At 69.7% G+C, this 16,422-nt stretch carries 16 protein-coding genes; 3 read left to right on the top strand and 13 right to left on the bottom strand.

Translation table 11 applies throughout. The annotated features are described in order from the left end of the window. Nucleotides 1–35: 35 nt before the first annotated feature. From V5D55_RS10305 to V5D55_RS10255, 11 genes are all read right to left on the bottom strand, one after another. The gene (locus V5D55_RS10305) at nucleotides 36–1,058 is read right to left on the bottom strand and encodes a DUF389 domain-containing protein (RefSeq protein WP_435742593.1); all 1,023 of its coding nucleotides are present in this window, start codon (nucleotides 1,056–1,058) and stop codon (nucleotides 36–38) included. Between the two features lie 19 nt (nucleotides 1,059–1,077). Further along, a complete protein-coding gene (locus V5D55_RS10300) occupies nucleotides 1,078–1,923 on the bottom strand; it encodes an HpcH/HpaI aldolase/citrate lyase family protein (RefSeq protein WP_435742591.1) in 846 nt (281 codons plus the stop codon). Then, nucleotides 1,920–3,107, bottom strand: a complete 1,188-nt coding sequence (locus V5D55_RS10295; protein ID WP_435742589.1) for a CaiB/BaiF CoA transferase family protein — start codon at nucleotides 3,105–3,107, stop codon at nucleotides 1,920–1,922. The genes V5D55_RS10300 and V5D55_RS10295 overlap by 4 nt, the downstream gene beginning before the upstream one ends. Next, nucleotides 3,104–5,038: an SUMF1/EgtB/PvdO family nonheme iron enzyme gene (locus V5D55_RS10290; RefSeq protein WP_435742587.1), complete on the bottom strand. Its 1,935-nt coding sequence runs from the start codon at nucleotides 5,036–5,038 to the stop codon at nucleotides 3,104–3,106. The genes V5D55_RS10295 and V5D55_RS10290 overlap by 4 nt, the downstream gene beginning before the upstream one ends. Continuing rightward, nucleotides 5,035–5,970, bottom strand: a complete 936-nt coding sequence (locus V5D55_RS10285; protein ID WP_435742584.1) for a ribokinase — start codon at nucleotides 5,968–5,970, stop codon at nucleotides 5,035–5,037. The genes V5D55_RS10290 and V5D55_RS10285 overlap by 4 nt, the downstream gene beginning before the upstream one ends. Continuing rightward, on the bottom strand, nucleotides 5,967–7,331 hold the full coding sequence (locus V5D55_RS10280) for an ADP-ribosylglycohydrolase family protein (RefSeq protein WP_435742582.1): 1,365 nt from the start codon (nucleotides 7,329–7,331) through the stop codon (nucleotides 5,967–5,969). The genes V5D55_RS10285 and V5D55_RS10280 overlap by 4 nt, the downstream gene beginning before the upstream one ends. Further along, nucleotides 7,328–8,497 carry an ADP-ribosylglycohydrolase family protein gene (locus V5D55_RS10275; protein ID WP_435742580.1) on the bottom strand — a complete coding sequence of 390 codons (1,170 nt, stop codon included), beginning with the start codon at nucleotides 8,495–8,497 and terminating at the stop codon, nucleotides 7,328–7,330. Before V5D55_RS10275 ends, V5D55_RS10280 begins: the two co-directional genes overlap by 4 nt. A 93-nt stretch (nucleotides 8,498–8,590) precedes the next feature. Continuing rightward, nucleotides 8,591–9,886, bottom strand: a complete 1,296-nt coding sequence (locus V5D55_RS10270) for an ABC transporter substrate-binding protein (RefSeq protein ID WP_435742578.1) — start codon at nucleotides 9,884–9,886, stop codon at nucleotides 8,591–8,593. 66 nt (nucleotides 9,887–9,952) lie between these two features. After that, a complete protein-coding gene (locus tag V5D55_RS10265) occupies nucleotides 9,953–10,792 on the bottom strand; it encodes a carbohydrate ABC transporter permease (protein ID WP_435742576.1) in 840 nt (279 codons plus the stop codon). Then, nucleotides 10,789–11,736 carry a carbohydrate ABC transporter permease gene (locus tag V5D55_RS10260; protein WP_435742574.1) on the bottom strand — a complete coding sequence of 316 codons (948 nt, stop codon included), beginning with the start codon at nucleotides 11,734–11,736 and terminating at the stop codon, nucleotides 10,789–10,791. The genes V5D55_RS10265 and V5D55_RS10260 overlap by 4 nt, the downstream gene beginning before the upstream one ends. Continuing rightward, nucleotides 11,733–12,806 carry a LacI family DNA-binding transcriptional regulator gene (locus tag V5D55_RS10255; RefSeq protein ID WP_435742572.1) on the bottom strand — a complete coding sequence of 358 codons (1,074 nt, stop codon included), beginning with the start codon at nucleotides 12,804–12,806 and terminating at the stop codon, nucleotides 11,733–11,735. Before V5D55_RS10255 ends, V5D55_RS10260 begins: the two co-directional genes overlap by 4 nt. Nucleotides 12,807–13,036: 230 nt before the next feature. On the opposite strand from V5D55_RS10255, the gene V5D55_RS10250 reads away from it, so the two are divergent. Continuing rightward, a complete protein-coding gene (locus tag V5D55_RS10250) occupies nucleotides 13,037–14,110 on the top strand; it encodes an N-acetyltransferase family protein (RefSeq protein WP_435742570.1) in 1,074 nt (357 codons plus the stop codon). 58 nt (nucleotides 14,111–14,168) lie between these two features. Then, nucleotides 14,169–14,564 (top strand): hypothetical protein, encoded by a 396-nt coding sequence (locus V5D55_RS10245; protein ID WP_435742568.1) that lies wholly within the window; start codon nucleotides 14,169–14,171, stop codon nucleotides 14,562–14,564. A 13-nt stretch (nucleotides 14,565–14,577) separates the two neighbouring features. Here the strand turns inward: V5D55_RS10245 and V5D55_RS10240 are convergent, their stop codons facing one another. Beyond that, a complete protein-coding gene (locus V5D55_RS10240) occupies nucleotides 14,578–15,147 on the bottom strand; it encodes a GNAT family N-acetyltransferase (RefSeq protein WP_435742566.1) in 570 nt (189 codons plus the stop codon). Nucleotides 15,148–15,256: 109 nt separating this feature from the next. Between V5D55_RS10240 and V5D55_RS10235 the strand changes: the two genes are divergently transcribed. After that, nucleotides 15,257–15,469 (top strand): response regulator transcription factor, encoded by a 213-nt coding sequence (locus V5D55_RS10235; RefSeq protein ID WP_435742564.1) that lies wholly within the window; start codon nucleotides 15,257–15,259, stop codon nucleotides 15,467–15,469. 15 nt (nucleotides 15,470–15,484) lie between these two features. Here the strand turns inward: V5D55_RS10235 and V5D55_RS10230 are convergent, their stop codons facing one another. Beyond that, a complete protein-coding gene (locus V5D55_RS10230) occupies nucleotides 15,485–16,309 on the bottom strand; it encodes a hypothetical protein (protein WP_435742562.1) in 825 nt (274 codons plus the stop codon). Between the last annotated feature and the right edge of the window lie 113 nt (nucleotides 16,310–16,422).

The following is a 16,422-nucleotide window of genomic DNA, read 5'->3' as shown; positions in this document are numbered from 1 at the left end:
TGCGAAAAGATGACGTCGTCGCCGCGGGTGACGAGTCAGTCCTGGCGCGGTGGGGACGGACGCCCGTCGTCTTCGATGCTCAGCATCCGCAGACGAGTCGTGCTTCTCCCGCGACGCGTCTTGCGGAGGCGGGCCGCGCGCCGACCCCGCCGTCGGCCGGTGACGAGCTGCACGTACAGCGTCGCGATCCCGGCGATCAGGAGACCGGCGAGGTTGATGAGCAGCTGGATCGCGGAACCTCGTGCTTCGTCCCAGGCACCGACGGCGAGCGTCAACCCGATTGTCCCCACCGCCGGCACCGTCGTTATGGAGATGAACACTCCCACGAGGGCCGACGACTTCGCTGTCGTGAGCGAGAGCACCCCGGCGATACCCGCGAGGATCGCGATGACGAACGACCATGCGTCCGGGGCGACGATGAACTCCGTCGCGGGACCGGTGGTCGCCTGCACGTAGGTGATGACGCCCATCGAGTACAGGATCGCCCAGATCGCCCAGGCGATGGCGGCGCAGACGGCGAAGCCCCCGAGGAGCGTTCCGAAGGCGGGAGCGACGATGCCGCGGCGTCGACGGACGATCGCGTAGGAGATCGCCGCAAGCGGCGCGAATTCCGGACCGACGACCATCGCACCGATGATGAGGATCGGCTGGTCGAGCAGACGGCCCACACCTGCGATGAGCGTCGCGAGCAGCAGGAAGACGAAGAACGAGACGGACGGATGCGCATCTTCCTCCGCCTTGCCGGCGAGCTGAGCCCAGAGCACGCCGTCGGCCGGATGCCCGGGGGCGAGGGTTTCGGCACGGTCGGCGGCATCGGAGACCACGACCAGGGGTTCCGAGACGACGATGCTGCCCTCGGCGGGGATGCCGAGATGCCGCAACGAGCGCATGATGTTGTTCGCGTTCTCCCTGGTCATCTCGAACAGGATCACGTCACCGCGTCCGTCCATCGCCGCCCCGGGGAGGACGGCCATCCCGCAGACCGTGGGGTCTCCCGAAAGAGTCTCCTGCGCCTGATCGGAGAGGGCCTGGGTGACACTGACGCGAACGGAGAGCATGCAGCTATTCTGCTTGCCGTCAGCTCACGGCGACAGCGAGGACGCGCTCGGCCGCCCGCACCATCGCGACGTCGATGAACGTCCCGTCCTCGAGCAGGAAGGCCCCGGAGCCATCGGCAGCAGCAGAACGCACGCGGTCCACGATGCTCTGGGCCCGTGCGATCTCCGCCGCATCCGGCGTGAAAGCCCGGCGGATCACCGCGATCTGACGCGGATGCACGGCGGTACGCCCGCCGAAACCGAGCACGCGACCAGAACGGCAGCTCGCCTCCAGCCCATCGAGGTCGGCCACGTCGGCGTGCACGGCCATCAGCGGCGCCGGCAGTCCGGCCGCGGCGGCGGCGTTCACGATGCGACTGCGCGACCACGCCAGACCCGCTTCGCCGGGGGAGCCTGCGGGCACGCCGAGTTCGGCACGCAGGTCGGCCTCTCCCGTGGAGATCGCGGCAACACCGGATGCCGCGATCTCGAAGGCCCGCTCGATCGACAGGGCCGACTCCAGGAGAGCGTGGACGTCGCGCCCAGGCGCCGCCGCGCGGGCGGCCGCGACGTCATCGGCCGACTGCGTCTTCGGCAGCCGCACGCCGAACACGGTCGGGAGGTCGGCGACGGCAGCGAGGTCGGCCGCGTGCCACGCCGCCCCCCGCGCATTGACCCGCACCTGCACGGCCGGGGCGCCTTCGCCCCTCGCCGACCACAGAGCAGCGAACTCTCCCAGCGCCTCGCGCGCAGCATCCTTCCGCGATGCGGTGACCGCGTCTTCGAGGTCGACGATGACGGCGTCCGCTCCGGCATCCAGTGCCTTCTCGAAGCGCTCCGGACGGTCGGCCGGGGCATACAGGGCGACGATGATCGGTCGGGTCATGCGATGCTCCCCTCGTCACGCAGCACGGCGATCTCGTCGGCCGTGTAGCCGAGGTCTGCCAGCACCGCGTCGGTGTCGGCGCCGTGCGCGCGGCCCGTGAAGGCGATCGTCGCATCATCCCGCGACAGGCGGAAGAGCGGCCCCTGCATCGCCATGTCGCCGAGGTCGTCGTCATGGATGCGGTGGATGGTGCCGAGCGCGTTGAACTGCGGGTCGGCGACGATGTCGGACGGGTCGTAGATCGGGGCCACGGCGGCCTCCGCCTGCTCGAAGGCCGCGACGACCTCATCGCGCGAGTGCCGACCGATCCATCCGCCGACCGCGTCATCGAGAAGGTCGGCGTGCTCGGCGCGCCCGGCCCCGGTGGCGAACCACGGCTCGTCGGCGAGTTCCGGACGCCCGACCAGCGCGACGACCCGCTCGGCGATCGACTGCGCACTGGTCGAGACCGCGACCCACGAGCCGTCGGCCGTGCGATACGCATTGCGCGGCGCATTGTTGACGGAGCGATTGCCGGTGCGCGGCTGCACGGTTCCCAGCTGATCCCAGCGCGTGATCTGGGGCCCGAGCATCGCGAGGATCGGCTCGATGATCGCGACGTCCACCTCCTGACCCTTTCCGTCCCGCTCGCGCGCATGCAGGGCGACCATGATCGCGTAGGCCGTCGCCAATGACGCCACACCGTCGGCCAGCCCGAACGGCGGCAATGTCGGCGGTCCGTCGGGCTCCCCCGTCGACGAGGCGAACCCGCTCATCGCCTCGGCCAGCGTTCCGAATCCCGGGCGACGCTTATACGGACCGATCTGTCCGAAGCCGGTCACCCGGGCAAGGATCAGCCCCGGATTCTCCGCCGACAGCGCGGCGTAGTCGAGCCCCCAGCGCTCGAGCGTGCCCGGTCGGAAGTTCTCGATCACGACGTCGGCCGTGCGCGCGAGACGCAGGAAAGCGGTGCGCCCGCCGTCGGTGTGCAGGTCGATCGCCACGGTGCGCTTGTTGCGACCGAGCGTCTTCCACCAGAGATTCTGACCGTCCTTGCTGGGACCGTGTCCGCGCGCGGGGTCGGGCCGGTTCGGATGCTCGACCTTGACCACTTCGGCGCCCATATCGCCCAGATGCATCGCAGCCATCGGCCCCGCGAACAGGGTCGACGCGTCGACGACCTTCAGTCCCTCGAGCGCGCTCATGCGGTCTCCTCCCGGCAGACACGGAACCCGATCGACGGTGACGCATCCTGTCCGAGGCCGGGCAGCAGCAGCTTTGCGCTGAATTCCGCCGGCTTCACTCCCCCGTCGAAGTACCAGTCCGACCCCTCGCTGCGGTGCGCGCTGCCGCCCTTCAGCATGACGAAGCGAGTACGGCCGTCGGAGTGCTCGGACTCCGTCCAGTTCCACACTTCGGGAACGCGGCGGGTGAATCCGGGCTGCGCGGCGGCGAGCTGCCACTCATCCTCGGTGGGCAGGCGTCCGCCAGCCCATGCGGCGTATTCGCGGGCCCGCGCGAAGGTCACGTTCGTCGCCGGGCGCTCGGTGTCACGCGCGACGGCTTCCTCGCCGATCGCCTCGAGGAAGCGGGCGTATTCCGCCTCGCTCACCTCGGCCGCGTCCACGTGCACGGGCGCGGCACGCGTCACCGAGCGTTCGAGCGTGCGCTGGTCGTGCAGACGAGGCGGAAGCGGCTTCCACTCGTCGACGTACGGGGCACCGTCGTACATCCCGGTCTCCCGCATGCGGAAGCGGACGGTGAGCGTGTGCTCGCCGGCGGGAACGACCACAGAAACGGATGCTGCGGCCGTCGGCGCAACGACCCCCTCCCAGCGCGGAGCGGGCAGCCGCACCGCGCGACGGTGCGGGAAGGATGCTTCCCGTACGGCGACCTCACCACGGAGAGCCTCTTGGGCGCCGAGCACCTCGGCCGGAACAGCGAGCCCGCCGGCGACCCGCACCGCTGCGGCGATACCGCCCGCTGGCACGGTGATCTGGCCGGCCGCATCCCCGGCGTGCAGCGGCCCCCATCCGTCACCCTCCGGGCGGAACTCGATGTCGTCGTCGGAGGTGTTCGCGAGCAGGAGCAGGGTGACGCCGTCGAGGTCGAACGCAGACCCCGCGAGCGGCCCGTCGTTCACGGCGAGCGGTGTCCACTCCCCATCGACGAGCCACCGGTGGAATCCGCGCTGCACGGGCAGCATCCGCCGCAGTGTCGCGGCATCCCGCTCGTTCCAGCCGACCCAGGCGCCGAAGACGACCTCCCACACCATGATGCCGACGCCGTTGAGCCAGGCGGAGCGGAGCTCGGCCGCGTGATCGCGGTGCCAGCGCCGGATGTGGTGCTGCATGTGACGACGCTCGAACCACCGTGCGCGCAGCACACCGGGTGTCTCCGAGTCGGCGAACCACTGCGCCCACGACAGCGTGTGGTCGGCGATGCGCTCAGTGGCGAGCTTCGACTCCCCCTCCAGGCCGATGCCGGGACGGGCTTCGTCGAGGGCGGCGACCAGTTCGGGGTCGGCCTTCTTGAGCGTGTCGAGGAAGACCCCGTCGGCGCCGAGGCGGCGCACGGTCGTGGCGAGCTCGTCCTTGTCGGCGCCCGCGCGACGCGTGCCGGTGTCCCAGGGGTTGTAGTCGAGGAAGACGGCGACTCCCGCGGCACGCAGCTCGGCGGCGACGTCGGCGAGACCCGGCACGTCGTAGAAGTCCCACTGGTTGCGGTCGTCGATGCCGATCACCGGGTAGGCGTGCCAGAGCACGACGCCGTCGAGCCCGCCGAACCGCTCACGGGCGTCGGCCAGGAAGCGCTCGGGGGTGAACCGCTGTGCGTCGAAATCGAAGAAGAGCTCGTCCCACAGCCAGACCTGGGCGACCGTGAAGCACCGACTGGCCCACCGCGACGCGGGCTCGTCGTAACGAGTCGGGGCTCCGTGGCGCCGCAGGGCGCCCGTCCGCCAGGCGGCGAGCTGCGCACGCCACTGCTCGACGTCGGCGCGGTCGGTCGGTGCGGCGAAGATCTTGGCGTCGTCGAGGGCGAACGCCGCGTCTCCCTCAGCGACATCGGTGGACAGCGGCACCGCCGTCGGCAGGTCGAGTTCGCGCGGGTGGAGGGGGTCGAAACCGCCGCTCATTCCGGGGTCCTTTCGATCAGTGCCACGACCTCCGCCTGCGAGGGCACGGCAGCCTGCGCGCCCGGCCGGGTCACGGCGAGTGCGGCGGCCGCAGCCCCGGCACGCGCGGCATCGGCGAGAAGCGAGACGTCGACGTCGGCCGGCGTGCGACCGGATGCCGCGAGTGTGGCGGCAAACATGCCGCAGAAGGTGTCGCCGGCTCCGGTCGTGTCGACGGCCTCGGCCGCGAACGGCGCGACGTCGGCGCGGTCGCTGCCGCAGACGACCAGCGATCCGCGGCGCCCGAGCGTCACGACGAGCGCCCCTACACGGGACGCCAGGGCATCGACGGCGGCATCGAGATCGGCGACGCCGGCGATGTCGAGCGCTTCGTGCTCGTTGACGATGAGCACGTCGACCGCCGGAAGGAGGTCTGCTCCCGCGGCGACGAACGGCGCCGACGGCGCGGCGTTCAGCAGGTGCCAGGCTGCCGCGGAGCGCGTGGCGGCGGCATCCTGCACCAGCGAGATCGGGATCTCGAGCTGTGTGAGGAGAACCCGCGCCTCGGCGACCACCGCGTGCTGCACGGCGGAGAGATTCGAGAGGGCGGCGTTCGCGCCCGGCACGACAACGATGGTGTTCTCCGCGGCGGCATCCACCGCGATCAGCGCCGTGCCGCTCGGTCCGTCGAGCTGCGAGAGGCCGGAGACGTCGATGCCGTCGGCGACGAGCGCGCTGCGGAGCGCGTCGCCGTCGGCATCCGTTCCGACCGCCCCGACGAACGCCACCGACGCTCCCCCGGCACGGCGTGCGGCGACGGCCTGATTCGCTCCCTTGCCGCCTCCGGTGCGCAGCAGCGTGGAGGCCAGCACCGTCTCACCGGGGGCAGGGATGCGCTCGACCTGCGCGACGATGTCCTGGTTGATGCTGCCGACGATGACCACGTCGCTCATGACGGCGCCTGCGAGAGTCGGAGCGTGCGCTGGGCGAGTTCGCGGATGGATCGCTCAGGTCCGCCGGGCATCGAGGTGGCGATGCGGCCGTGCAGCGGCGCGGTCCATGCTTCGTCGATGCCGTCCGCACCGAGCAGCCCTCCGACGACCGATCCGACGGTGGCTCCGACGGAGTCGGTGTCCCAGCCGCCGGCCACAGCGACGGCGACCGCGGATCCGAAGTCGTCTCCGTAAGCCTGCAGCGCGCAGGCGGTCAGAGCGGCGTTGTTCAGCGTGTGCACCCAGTGCATTCCGGCGAACTCGTCGTGCAGCCGGTCCAGCGCCGCATCGACGGTGAGCGAGCCCGCAGCGAGGGCGCGGCCGACCTCGCGCCCGAGCGCGACGGCGGAGGCGAGCCGGGATGCCGGGGGCACGACCGTGTCGGCGGCGTCCAGCACCTCGTCGATCGAGGACGCCACGATCGATGCCGAGCAGAGGGCGGCGGCCCACATCTCGCCGTATATGCCGTTGCGGGTATGACTGAGGCGGGCATCGGTCCAGGCGGATGCCGCGGCCGCCCGCACATCGCCCGGATGCGCCCAGCCGTGCACGTCGGCGCGGATCAGGGCTCCGATCCATTCCCGGAAGGGGTTGAGGTGCGTGGCGGTCTCGGGCACGGGACGCGCGTCGAGGATGTTCCGGTACGCCGCGCGTTCGGCGGTGAAGACGCGGCCGGCCGGCAGTGCGGCCAGCCACGCCTGCGCGACGTCGTCAGTGGTCAGGCCCGCGCCGTGCGTCTCGAGCAGGTCGAGGGCGAGGATCGGGAAGTTGAGGTCGTCGTCCTCCGGCATCCCGTCGATGTTCTCGAGCAGCGAGGTCGGCGCGGATCGGCGGTTCCACGGCCAGCGCTCGTTGATCTCCGCCGGCAGGCCGACCGCGGTGAAGTACCGGTCGATGGGCCAGTTGCCGGTCGCGCGAGCGATCTCCTCGATGCCCTCGCGCGGGATCTTCTCCACCGGCTTGCCGAGCAGGCATCCGGCCGCCCGGCCGAGCCAGGCGCCGTGGACCCGGTCGAAAGCCGCTTCCGTCGCACCGCGGGGCGCCTCCGGAAGGAGCGCGACGATGTCATCCCACTCGTCGGGCTCGTCCGCGCTCGGCGCCTGCAGGGCGGCCAGCTCCTCGAGCACGGTCCGCGCCAGCGCACGCAGTTCCGGCGTGGCCGCATCGGCGCTCGCCCCCGAGGGGGCGAGCTGCGTCGCCCCTCCGGCATCCGCCCATCGCTGCTCGATGGGTGTGAGCGCATGCTCCGCGACACCCTGCTCTCGCAAGGCCGCGAACTCCGCGGGAACCAGGTCCTCCGGCTGTGCCCAGGTCAGTCTCACGCGGCGGCGTCCTGACCGAGCAGTCCGGCGAGCGTGGCGGCGCGCTGCGCTGCCCGGTCGGCGTCGTCACGGGCGACGTCCTGCACGACCTCGGTCATCGCGGTCACGACACCGTCGAGGTCGAGACGACTGGCGGTCGTCACGCCCGTCACCCACTCGTTCGGCACGGCATCCGCGCCATGCAGTCCGCCGCAGATCGCGCCGGCCATGGTGGCGATCGAGTCGGAGTCGCGCCCGTAGTTCACCGCATCGAGCACTGCGGCACGCAGGTCGCCGTCGCGCCCCACCACGAACCCGAGCGCGGCGGGAAGCTCTTCGATCGATTTGGTGCGCGAGGGCAGCCGAGCGTCCATCGCCGGGGCGCGGTACTGCTCGCCCACGGTGTCGAAGGGGGCGACAGCGGCTCGAACGACGCGCGCGAGGTCGCGGGGGTCATCCGATCCCCCACCGGCGTTGAAGGCATCGACCGCATCGAACACCGCGCGGATGGCCGCGGCGGTGCCGTCATGCGCCACGGCGAGCACGGCATCACGCACGTCGGTCACGGTCGCGCCGGGAGCAGCGGATGCCGCCACGGCCGCGGCGAAGACGCCCGCAGCCTCACGCCCGTACGACGACTGGTGCGCGCCGGCGATGTCGATCGCCTCGGCGTAGGCACCACGCGGGTCGCCGATGTGCACGAGTCCGACGGGCGCCATGTACATCGTGGCGCCGCAGTTGACGATGTTGCCGACGCCGGCTTCCCGGGGGTCGGCGTGGCCGTAGTGCAGCTTCGCCACGATCCACTTCTCGGCGAGGAACACGCGCTGCAGGATGAGCGCATCGTCTTCGAGCTCGGGGATCCAACGACGCTCGCCGATCATCAGCGGCACGAGGTCGGAGGCCACGTCGTAGGCGTCGAGGTGCCGACGGCGCTGGGCGTACACCTCGATCAGCGCGTGCGTCATGAGGGTGTCGTCCGTGACGTGTCCGTCGCCCTTGTGGTACGGCGCGATGGGGCGCGCGGTCTTCCAGTCGGCGAGGAAGGGACCCACGATGCCCTCGACGCGACCGCCGTGACGCTCCTCGATCTGCTCCGGCGTCCACCCCTCGGTCGCGCCCCCCAGCGCGTCTCCCACGGCGGCGCCGGCGAGCACTCCGGCCACTCGGTCCTGCAACACGAACATTCCCACTCCTTCTTGCCTTCTTGCCTTTGTCGGCCGCAGCCGGTTCGACGCTGAGAAGCGGGGGCGGATGGTCATCCGCCCCCGCTCGCGTGATCAGCCGGCGATCTCTGCCCAGCCGTCGGACAGCTGCTTCGCGAGCTGCTCGCTGGTGATCTGGTCGGCCAGGTACTGCTGGAAGGCCGGCGTCGCGATGGTGTCCTTCCACTCGGTGTACTTCTCCACCTTGAGGAACGGCGGTCCGACGAGCCCTTCGCCGGAGGCCAGCACCTGGGTCCAGGCGGGGTTGTCGGCCGCGAGCTTCTCGACCTCGGTGCGTGCCGCGCCCGACGACGGGATCAGCGCGTCGGCGTAGGCGATCTGCGCGAGGTTGTCACCGCTCATGAAGAAGTTCAGGAACTCGGTCGACTCCTCGACGTACTCGGAGTCGATGTTGACCGAATACGTCTGCGGGTTGGCCGCCTGGACCGCGCCGGCGGAGCCCTCGAGCGGCGGCAGCGCCACCCAGTTGAAGCCCTCGGGGGCGTCGTTCGCGATGTTCGTCGCCTGGAACGAACCCTGCACGGTCATCGCGACCTTGCCGCCGTAGAACGAGGCGAGCACGTCGGAGCCCGACTGGGTGAGGGAGGTCGGCTCGATCGACTTGTCGGTGTACGCCATCTCGTGGATGCGCTCCGGCACGGCCAGCTCATCGTCGCCGACCTCGATCGAAGCATCCGCACCCTCGCCGTCGAAGTAGCCGCCGTCGAAGCCGAGCCCGAGGCTCATCATCGTCGCGGTCGGCGAGGCGAGGCCCCAGCCGAGGCCGTAGGTGCCGCCCGTGGTCGTCGCCTTCGCGATGTCCTGGAGCTCGTCCCACGTCATGGTGTCGCCCGTGGGAACCTCGACCCCGGCGGCCTCGAGCAGGTCGGCGTTGGCGAAGGCCATGTACGACTGCAGCGTCGACGGGTAGGCGATGATCTGGTCGTCGTGCGTGACGGAATCCCAGATGCCCTCGGAGATGTCCGACTTGAGCTCGTCGTCGATGTAGTCGGTCAGGTCGGCGAGGTAGCCGTCAGCCGCGAACGAGACGATCGAGCTCGCCTCGAAGTGGATGATGTCCGGAGCCGTGCCGCCGGTGAACTGCGTGATGAGCTTGTCGAACGTGCCGTCCCATCCGGCCTGCACGATCTTCACCTGGATGTCGGGGTTGTCGGAGTTCCACTCGTCGACGATCGACTTCACGGCCTCCTGCGTCGCCGGCTGGTCGGAGAGGGACTGGAACTGGAGAGTGACGGCGCCGTCCTCCCCCTCGCCCGATCCGTTGTTCGCGCTGCCCTGGGTGCAGCCGCTCAGGGCAAGGACGGCGACGCCCGCGAAAGCGATGGCGCCGATGCCTCGGATGCTGTTCATGTTGCTCGCCTTTCTCATTGTGATTTCTCGTGGTGGGGTCTGTGGTGCGGGTGCTGTGAGACGGGGTCAGCCCTTGACAGCGCCGGCGAGCATGCCGCCGGTGAGCTTCTTCTGCAGGATGCTGAAGATGATGAGCGACGGGATGGTCGCGAGGATCGCACCGGCGGCCAGCGGGCCCAACTGCGTCTGCCCCTCGGCGCCGAGGAACGAGCGCAGAGCGATGGGCAGTGTGTAGAGCTCCGGGCTCTGCAGCAGCACCAGGGCGAGGAAGAACTCGTTCCACGCCGAGACGAACGTGAACATCGCTGTGGCGACGAGACCTGGCGCGAGCAGAGGGAGGATGATCGTCCGCAGGATCGTGACGCGCGATGCCCCGTCCATCTCCCCGGCCTCTTCGAGCTCGGTCGGGATCGCGGCGACGTAGCCCTGCAGCATCCACAGCGTGAACGGCAGGGTGAACGTGACGTACACGAGGATCAGACCGAACAGGGTGTCGTTCAGGTTGATCGAGCGGAGCACCAGGAACAGCGGGATGATGATCAGGATCGTCGGGAACACCTGGCTGGTGAGGATCCAGATGGTGCCGGCGGCCCGCAGCTTTCCCTTGAGCCGGGCCAGCGCGTAGGCCATCGGCATCGACAGCAGCACCGTGATCACCATGGTCGCGACCGACACCAGGAGCGAGTTCCCGGCCGCGGTGATGAGGTTCTGCCGTTCGAGCGCTGAGCCGTAGTTGCTGAAGTCCCACTCGGCAGGCAGCAGGTTCACGGCGAGCGAGTTCAGTTCGCCCGTCGACTTGAACGACGCCGACAGCAGCCAGAGCAGCGGGAATCCGAGGAAGAGCAGGAACGCGGCGAGCGCCACGTACATGAGGACGGTTCCCCACCAGGGACGCTTCGAGGTCATGAGCGCGCCCCCTTGTTCTGGCGGAACTGATTGATCAGGTAGAGCGACAGGATCAGCAGGATCGCCACCACCAGCACGTCGCCCATCGCCGAGGCGTAGCCGATCTCCCTGTTGCGGAAGGCTTCGAGGTACGTGAACAGCGGCGGGATCATCGTCTTTCCGCCGGGGCCACCCTCGGTGAGCACGTAGATGAGTCCGAACGAGTTGAACTGCCAGATGAAGTCGAGGGCCGTCACCGCGAAGATCACCGGGCGGAGCGCCGGGAGGGTGATGTGCCAGAACCGGCGGAGCACGCCGGCACCGTCGACGGCCGCGGCCTCGTGCTGCTCGGCCGAGATGGACTGCATGCCGGCGAGCAGGAGCACGGTGGTTTGCGGGATGCCGGCCCAGACGCCGACCACGATCACGGCGGGCAGCGCGGTCGAGAAGTCGCCGAGCCAGTTGACGCCCGGGATTCCCACCGCCTCGAGCGTGCCGTTCAGCGGCCCGGAGTTGGGGTTGTAGATCATCCGCCAGACGATCGCGATGACCACCGGGGGCATCGCCCACGGGATCAGGGCGAGCACGCGGGTGAGGCCCTTCAAGCGCAGGTCGCTGTTCAGCAGCAGGGCGAGACCCATCGCGCAGACGAGCGTCAGCAGTGCGACGGAGCCCGCCCAGACGATGCCGATGCCGAACGACCCCCAGAACCGGTGGTCGCCCAGCAGCTCGATGAAGTTGCCGAATCCGATGAAGTCGATGTCGGCGTTGCGCTTGAGCGTCGCGTTCGTGAAGCCGAGCGCCACGCCGCTCACGAGCGGGATGAGAGAGAAGACGATGATCGGCAGCAGCGCCGGCACGACCAGGGCGATGGCTTCCTTGCGCTGCGCGCGGGCCCGGTGGCCGAGCTTCTTGGTCTTCGGGGCCGAGGTGCTCGTGTCGACCTTGGTGGCGGTGGTGCTCATCCGGCTGCCCTCTCTTCATCGAGGTCGGGGTCGCCAGAGCCGCCTTCGACGAAGGGGGCGATCCGGCCATGATCGTGTGCCCGCGACGACGAGCCGCGGACGACGAGAGTCGGCGCGACCGTGACGGTGTGCGCCGGGCGGGACGGTTCGCTGATCCGCGCGAGCAGGAGATCGGCGGCGACGCGACCACGCTCCTCGGCACCGAGGTCCACACTCGTCAGGCCGGGGCGCAGGACGCCGGCCAGTTCCGTGTTGTCCACGCCGGTGATGGAGATGTCGTCAGGAACCGTCAACCCCAGGTCTTCGGCGGCCCGGAGTGCGCCGATGCCGATCAGGTCGTTGGCGGCGACGATCGCGTCAGGGCGACGATCGTGCTGGAGGGCCTCGAGTGCCGCGGCGTAGCCGGCTGCGATGGTGAAGTCTGCGGCGTCCACGCTGCGGGTGGCGACATCCGGGTGCGCGGCGACGGCGGCCGCGAACCCGTCTCGGCGATACATTCCCGGAGTGGTGTCGGCGGGGCCGTTGACGAAGGCGAGGTCGCGGCGGCCCTCGGCGACCAGGTGGTCGACGATGAGCCGCATGGCCGTGGGCGAGTCCGCGCGGACGTTGTCGAGCGGAGCGCCGTCGGGCAGCCGGCCGAGCACGACGACCGGTACCGGGCTGGCCGCGAGCGCGGCGAGCAGCTCGTCTGTCACTCGGAGCGGCGAGAGGATCATTCCGTCGACGTAGCCGCGCCCCAGATCGCGAACCACGTCGACGGAAGAGGATGAGGTGCCCGTCGAGGAGAGCACCAGACGGTAACCAGACGACGAGACGACGCGCTCGATGACGCTCATCATCTCGACGTAGACGGGGTTGCCGATGTCGGCGACCGCGTAGGCGAGCTGGTCGGTGCGTCCGCGCTTGAGCGACTGGGCCGTCGCATCCGCGATGTAGCCGAGTGCGGCAGCCGCATCCCGCACCTTCGCGATGGTCTCGGCACTCGCGATCTGCCCGTTGAGGGCGCGGGAGGCGGAGGCGATGGAGACGCCCGCGTGTGCGGCGACCTGAGTGATGGTGACTCGTGCCACGCGTCTCTCCTTCGAGTGCTGTAAACGTTTCCAACGATTTACAGAACGATCCCACCGAGATCGACTCCTGTCAAGTCTTCGGCGTGAGATCGAGGTACGGAATACCGGTGCGGCGGCCTTGGCGGGAGCGCGGCGGCATGGGATGCTTCCGTCGTGACCATCTGACAGCGATCCCTCCTCCTCCCCACGCCGTGGGTGAGTCGAACGATCCTGCGAACAGAAGGTTCACCATGTCATTCACCATCACCGAACTCACCGTGCCTGAGAGCACCGATTCGCCCGACGCCGCCGACTTCATCGGCATGGCCGCGGTCCGGAACACCGTCGAGGCCGAGCAGCGCGGCGCCTCCACCGAGGTGTTCACGGCGGCAGAGATGCTGCCGAACTGGAAGGACGAGCACACGCCCCTGGTGGGCTTCGTCGCGAAGGTCGACGGGCGCGTCGTCGCCCGCGCGAACGTGGCACTGCCGTCGGGCGCGGACGAGTGCTGGGCCGCCGTCTCCGTGCTTCCGGAGTTCCGGAATCGCGGCATCGGATCCGCCCTCTACGAGCGCCTCGAGCAGGTGGCTCGCTCGCAGGGCAGAACGACAGTGCAGAACCAGACGAGCTTCCCCGCGCACGCGATGTCGGGGGCGACCCTTGCCGCCCCCACCGGTTTCGGCTCCGTGCCGACCGAGCTCGATTCGACGCGCTTCCTTCGAGAGCACGGGTTCTCCCTCGAGCAGGTCGGTCGCCTGAGCGGCCTGGCTCTGCCCGTCGACCCGGACGCGTTCACTGCGCTTCTGACCGATACCGAGACGTCCGCGGTCAGTTATCGCACCGTCAGCTGGCAGGGCCGGACCCCGGACGAGTGGACGGAGAGCATCGCGCTCGTGCGCACCCGGATGAGCACGGATGCGCCGAATGCCGGCATCGAGCAGACCGAAGACGTCTGGACGGCCGATCGCGTGCGCGCCGTCGACGACCTGTGGGAGACCAGCCCGCGGATTCGGCTCACCACGATCGCCGTCGACGACGCCACCGGTCTGATCGCCGGCTTCACCGAACTCGACGTGCCGCCGGAACCGCACCGACCGGTCGAGCAGATCGACACCCTGGTGCTGAAGGACCACCGCGGGCACCGCCTCGGGATGCTGATGAAGCTCGCGAACATCCGGGAACTCGGCGAGAGGTTCCCCGACCACGGGCTCATCGAGACCATGAACGCCGAGGAGAACCGCCCCATGCTCGATGTGAACGAGGCAGTCGGGTTCGTGCCGCTGTCCTATGCCGCACGGTGGAAGAAGGCCATCGGGCGGGATTGACATCGCGGCGGAGCCCGATCCGGCGAGAAACAGGGCGGAGACCGGTACCGTCGTAACCATGGACGCGATCGATGTCATCGGCAACATCGCCGAGATCATCTCGTGGATCGGGCTCGGCCTCGGAATCCCCCTGTTGCTCGCGGTGCTCATCGGCAGAGCGCACGACGGTCGGTGGCTGCCGATGGACGTCGTCATCGTGGTCGACGATGCGGGCGCCAGAGCGCGATGGTTCACCGCGGGCGACTTCTGGGAGCGACCTCTGCGCGCGCACGAGGCCGCCGAGTGGAGCGGCCACGAAGAGGCGCCGGCGTTCGTCAGCGAACGACACCCGCAGTCGATGCACTTCGAGCCCCGACGCCCCGGACTCCATGCGGTTCAGGTCCTCGGAATCACGCTCGCCAGCGCCGGAGCCGCGGGGGTCGTGCTGTCGATCGTGCTGCTGTTCGTGCGCTGAGCGGGGTCGCAACTCACCCGGAGGCGTCCGCCGCAGCAGCTCGCGCCCGCTCGGTGAGCCGCGCGTACATGTACATGTCGCGGGGTCGACCGCCCACCCGCTTCCATGCGCGCAGAAGCCCTTCGCGCTCGAAGCCGGCGCGCTCCGCCACCCGACAGGAGCCTTGGTTGGATGGCTCCACGTACAGCTCGAGTCGGTCGAGGTGCTCCCGCCGGATCGCCCAGGACGTGAGAGCGATCAGGGCGTCCGCCGCATAGCCGCGTCGGCGCTGCGAGGCCGCGATCCAGTACCCCACGCTGGCACGTGCGTCGCCGGCCGCGAAAAGGCCGATGTGGCCGACAGCCCGGTCCTCGAGGTCTGCGACGGCGAAGGCGTACCCCGCACCAGAGGGGAGCCGGTCGTGCTGGCGACGGATGAACGCCAGGGCTTCCACCTCCCCCGCCGTCTGCGGGACCGTGGTCACGAGCGGGATCAACGCATCGCGCGATGCCTCCTGCACGACCGCGACATCCGTCTCACGCCATTCGCGAAGACGGACGCGCTCCCCTGCCAGGTCCGGGAGAGTCAGGGATTCATCGCTCATCCTCCGATGGTGGCATGGACGCCGTCCGACACCCCTCAGCATCCGATGTCATGAATCGCGGCCGGCAGACATCTCAGAGTGAGATGTGTCGAGAGGGACGGGCGGAGACATGGGAGCACCGGCGAGCGAGCGCAGCGACCTCACGAGACGGGAGTCGGAGGTCGCCGAGCTGGTCGCAGACGGACTCAGCAACCGGGAGGTCGCGCAGTCTCTGCATGTGAGCGTGCGCACCGTGGAGAGTCACGTCGCGACGATCCTCCGCAAGCTCGGGCTGCGTTCGCGCTCCGGGCTCGCGCGGCGACTCGACTCCTCGGAGATCTGACCTGTCACGATCGCGTCAGCGGCGCTTCTTCTCTTCCCGGAGCCTTTCGCTTTCGGCACGGATCCGCTCCGCCTCCTCAGCCGACGTGCGGGCCTCGTCGGACGCCCCGAGTGCGCGGAGGAAGACGGCATGTTCGTCCAGTCCGTCAGCGAGGTCGAGATCTGCGAGGAAGAACCCGCCAGCGTCGACCCGGGCGCGCTGCCGAGCCAGAGAGGCGTCGAAGTCTGCGCGCGCGTCCGCCTCACGCCCGAGCGCCGCACGAACGCGCGCTCGGAGTCGCAGCCACGACGACAACCCGCCGGTCCCATCCCCGGGGCCGCTGCCGAGGCGGAGCTCGTCTTCCACGAGAGCATCTGCGAGCTCCAATGCCCCGGCCGGATCACCGGTGACCAGGCGCAGCTCGGCCGTGCGTCGGCGGGTGTGGGCGAGTTCGCTGGGCCGCGACGGATGCGTCGTCAGCAGCGCGAGAAGTTCTTCGGCGAGCGCAAGGCTCTCCTCGTTGCGCTGTTCGGCTTCGAGTTCCATCGAGAGCGAGTTCAGCCGGCTCGAAAGCAGATCGAGACGCGTCGGATCGTCGTCTGCGCCCTCCTTCGCGTACGCGATGACCTCTCGCGTCGCGGCCTCGCTCGCGGCCGTCAACTCCTGCGACGGCGATGAGCGCTCGATGTCCATCTGCACCATACCGAGTCGGGGGTACCAGGCGGCAGGCTCCTCCGCGAGGCCGGCTCGCGCGACGGCCAGCGCCTCGGCGAGGTTGCTCGCAGCGGCCGTGGTGTTTCCCTGCCGCCCGTGCTCTTTCGCCGCGTCCCGCAACGTGTCGAATCGGTCGTAGTCAGCCATCGCACCCGTCCTCGTCCCTCGGCAGCAATCGGCACCAGACTAACCGCGTCGTATGCCGTTCCCAAGGCGCGAGTGACGCGAGGCCGCGGTCGCATCGTCATCCTCAGCATCCC

Origin of the sequence: Microbacterium sp. PMB16 (genome assembly GCF_051294855.1) — a bacterium.
Lineage (GTDB): Bacteria > Actinomycetota > Actinomycetes > Actinomycetales > Microbacteriaceae > Microbacterium.
The sequence above is the reverse complement of the archived record's forward strand: the minus strand, read 5'-3'. Positions and strand labels throughout refer to the sequence as shown.

What these genes read in the sequence shown, in the direction of transcription:
- V5D55_RS10305 (WP_435742593.1), bottom strand. Translation starts at nt 1,058, where the DNA reads ATGCTCTCCGTTCGCGTCAGTGTCACCCAGGCCCTCTCCGATCAGGCG.
- V5D55_RS10300 (WP_435742591.1), bottom strand. Translation starts at nt 1,923, where the DNA reads ATGACCCGACCGATCATCGTCGCCCTGTATGCCCCGGCCGACCGTCCG.
- V5D55_RS10295 (WP_435742589.1), bottom strand. Translation starts at nt 3,107, where the DNA reads ATGAGCGCGCTCGAGGGACTGAAGGTCGTCGACGCGTCGACCCTGTTC.
- V5D55_RS10290 (WP_435742587.1), bottom strand. Translation starts at nt 5,038, where the DNA reads ATGAGCGGCGGTTTCGACCCCCTCCACCCGCGCGAACTCGACCTGCCG.
- V5D55_RS10285 (WP_435742584.1), bottom strand. Translation starts at nt 5,970, where the DNA reads ATGAGCGACGTGGTCATCGTCGGCAGCATCAACCAGGACATCGTCGCG.
- V5D55_RS10275 (WP_435742580.1), bottom strand. Translation starts at nt 8,497, where the DNA reads ATGTTCGTGTTGCAGGACCGAGTGGCCGGAGTGCTCGCCGGCGCCGCC.
- V5D55_RS10270 (WP_435742578.1), bottom strand. Translation starts at nt 9,886, where the DNA reads ATGAACAGCATCCGAGGCATCGGCGCCATCGCTTTCGCGGGCGTCGCC.
- V5D55_RS10265 (WP_435742576.1), bottom strand. Translation starts at nt 10,792, where the DNA reads ATGACCTCGAAGCGTCCCTGGTGGGGAACCGTCCTCATGTACGTGGCG.
- V5D55_RS10260 (WP_435742574.1), bottom strand. Translation starts at nt 11,736, where the DNA reads ATGAGCACCACCGCCACCAAGGTCGACACGAGCACCTCGGCCCCGAAG.
- V5D55_RS10250 (WP_435742570.1), top strand. Translation starts at nt 13,037, where the DNA reads ATGTCATTCACCATCACCGAACTCACCGTGCCTGAGAGCACCGATTCG.
- V5D55_RS10245 (WP_435742568.1), top strand. Translation starts at nt 14,169, where the DNA reads ATGGACGCGATCGATGTCATCGGCAACATCGCCGAGATCATCTCGTGG.
- V5D55_RS10240 (WP_435742566.1), bottom strand. Translation starts at nt 15,147, where the DNA reads ATGAGCGATGAATCCCTGACTCTCCCGGACCTGGCAGGGGAGCGCGTC.
- V5D55_RS10235 (WP_435742564.1), top strand. Translation starts at nt 15,257, where the DNA reads ATGGGAGCACCGGCGAGCGAGCGCAGCGACCTCACGAGACGGGAGTCG.
- V5D55_RS10230 (WP_435742562.1), bottom strand. Translation starts at nt 16,309, where the DNA reads ATGGCTGACTACGACCGATTCGACACGTTGCGGGACGCGGCGAAAGAG.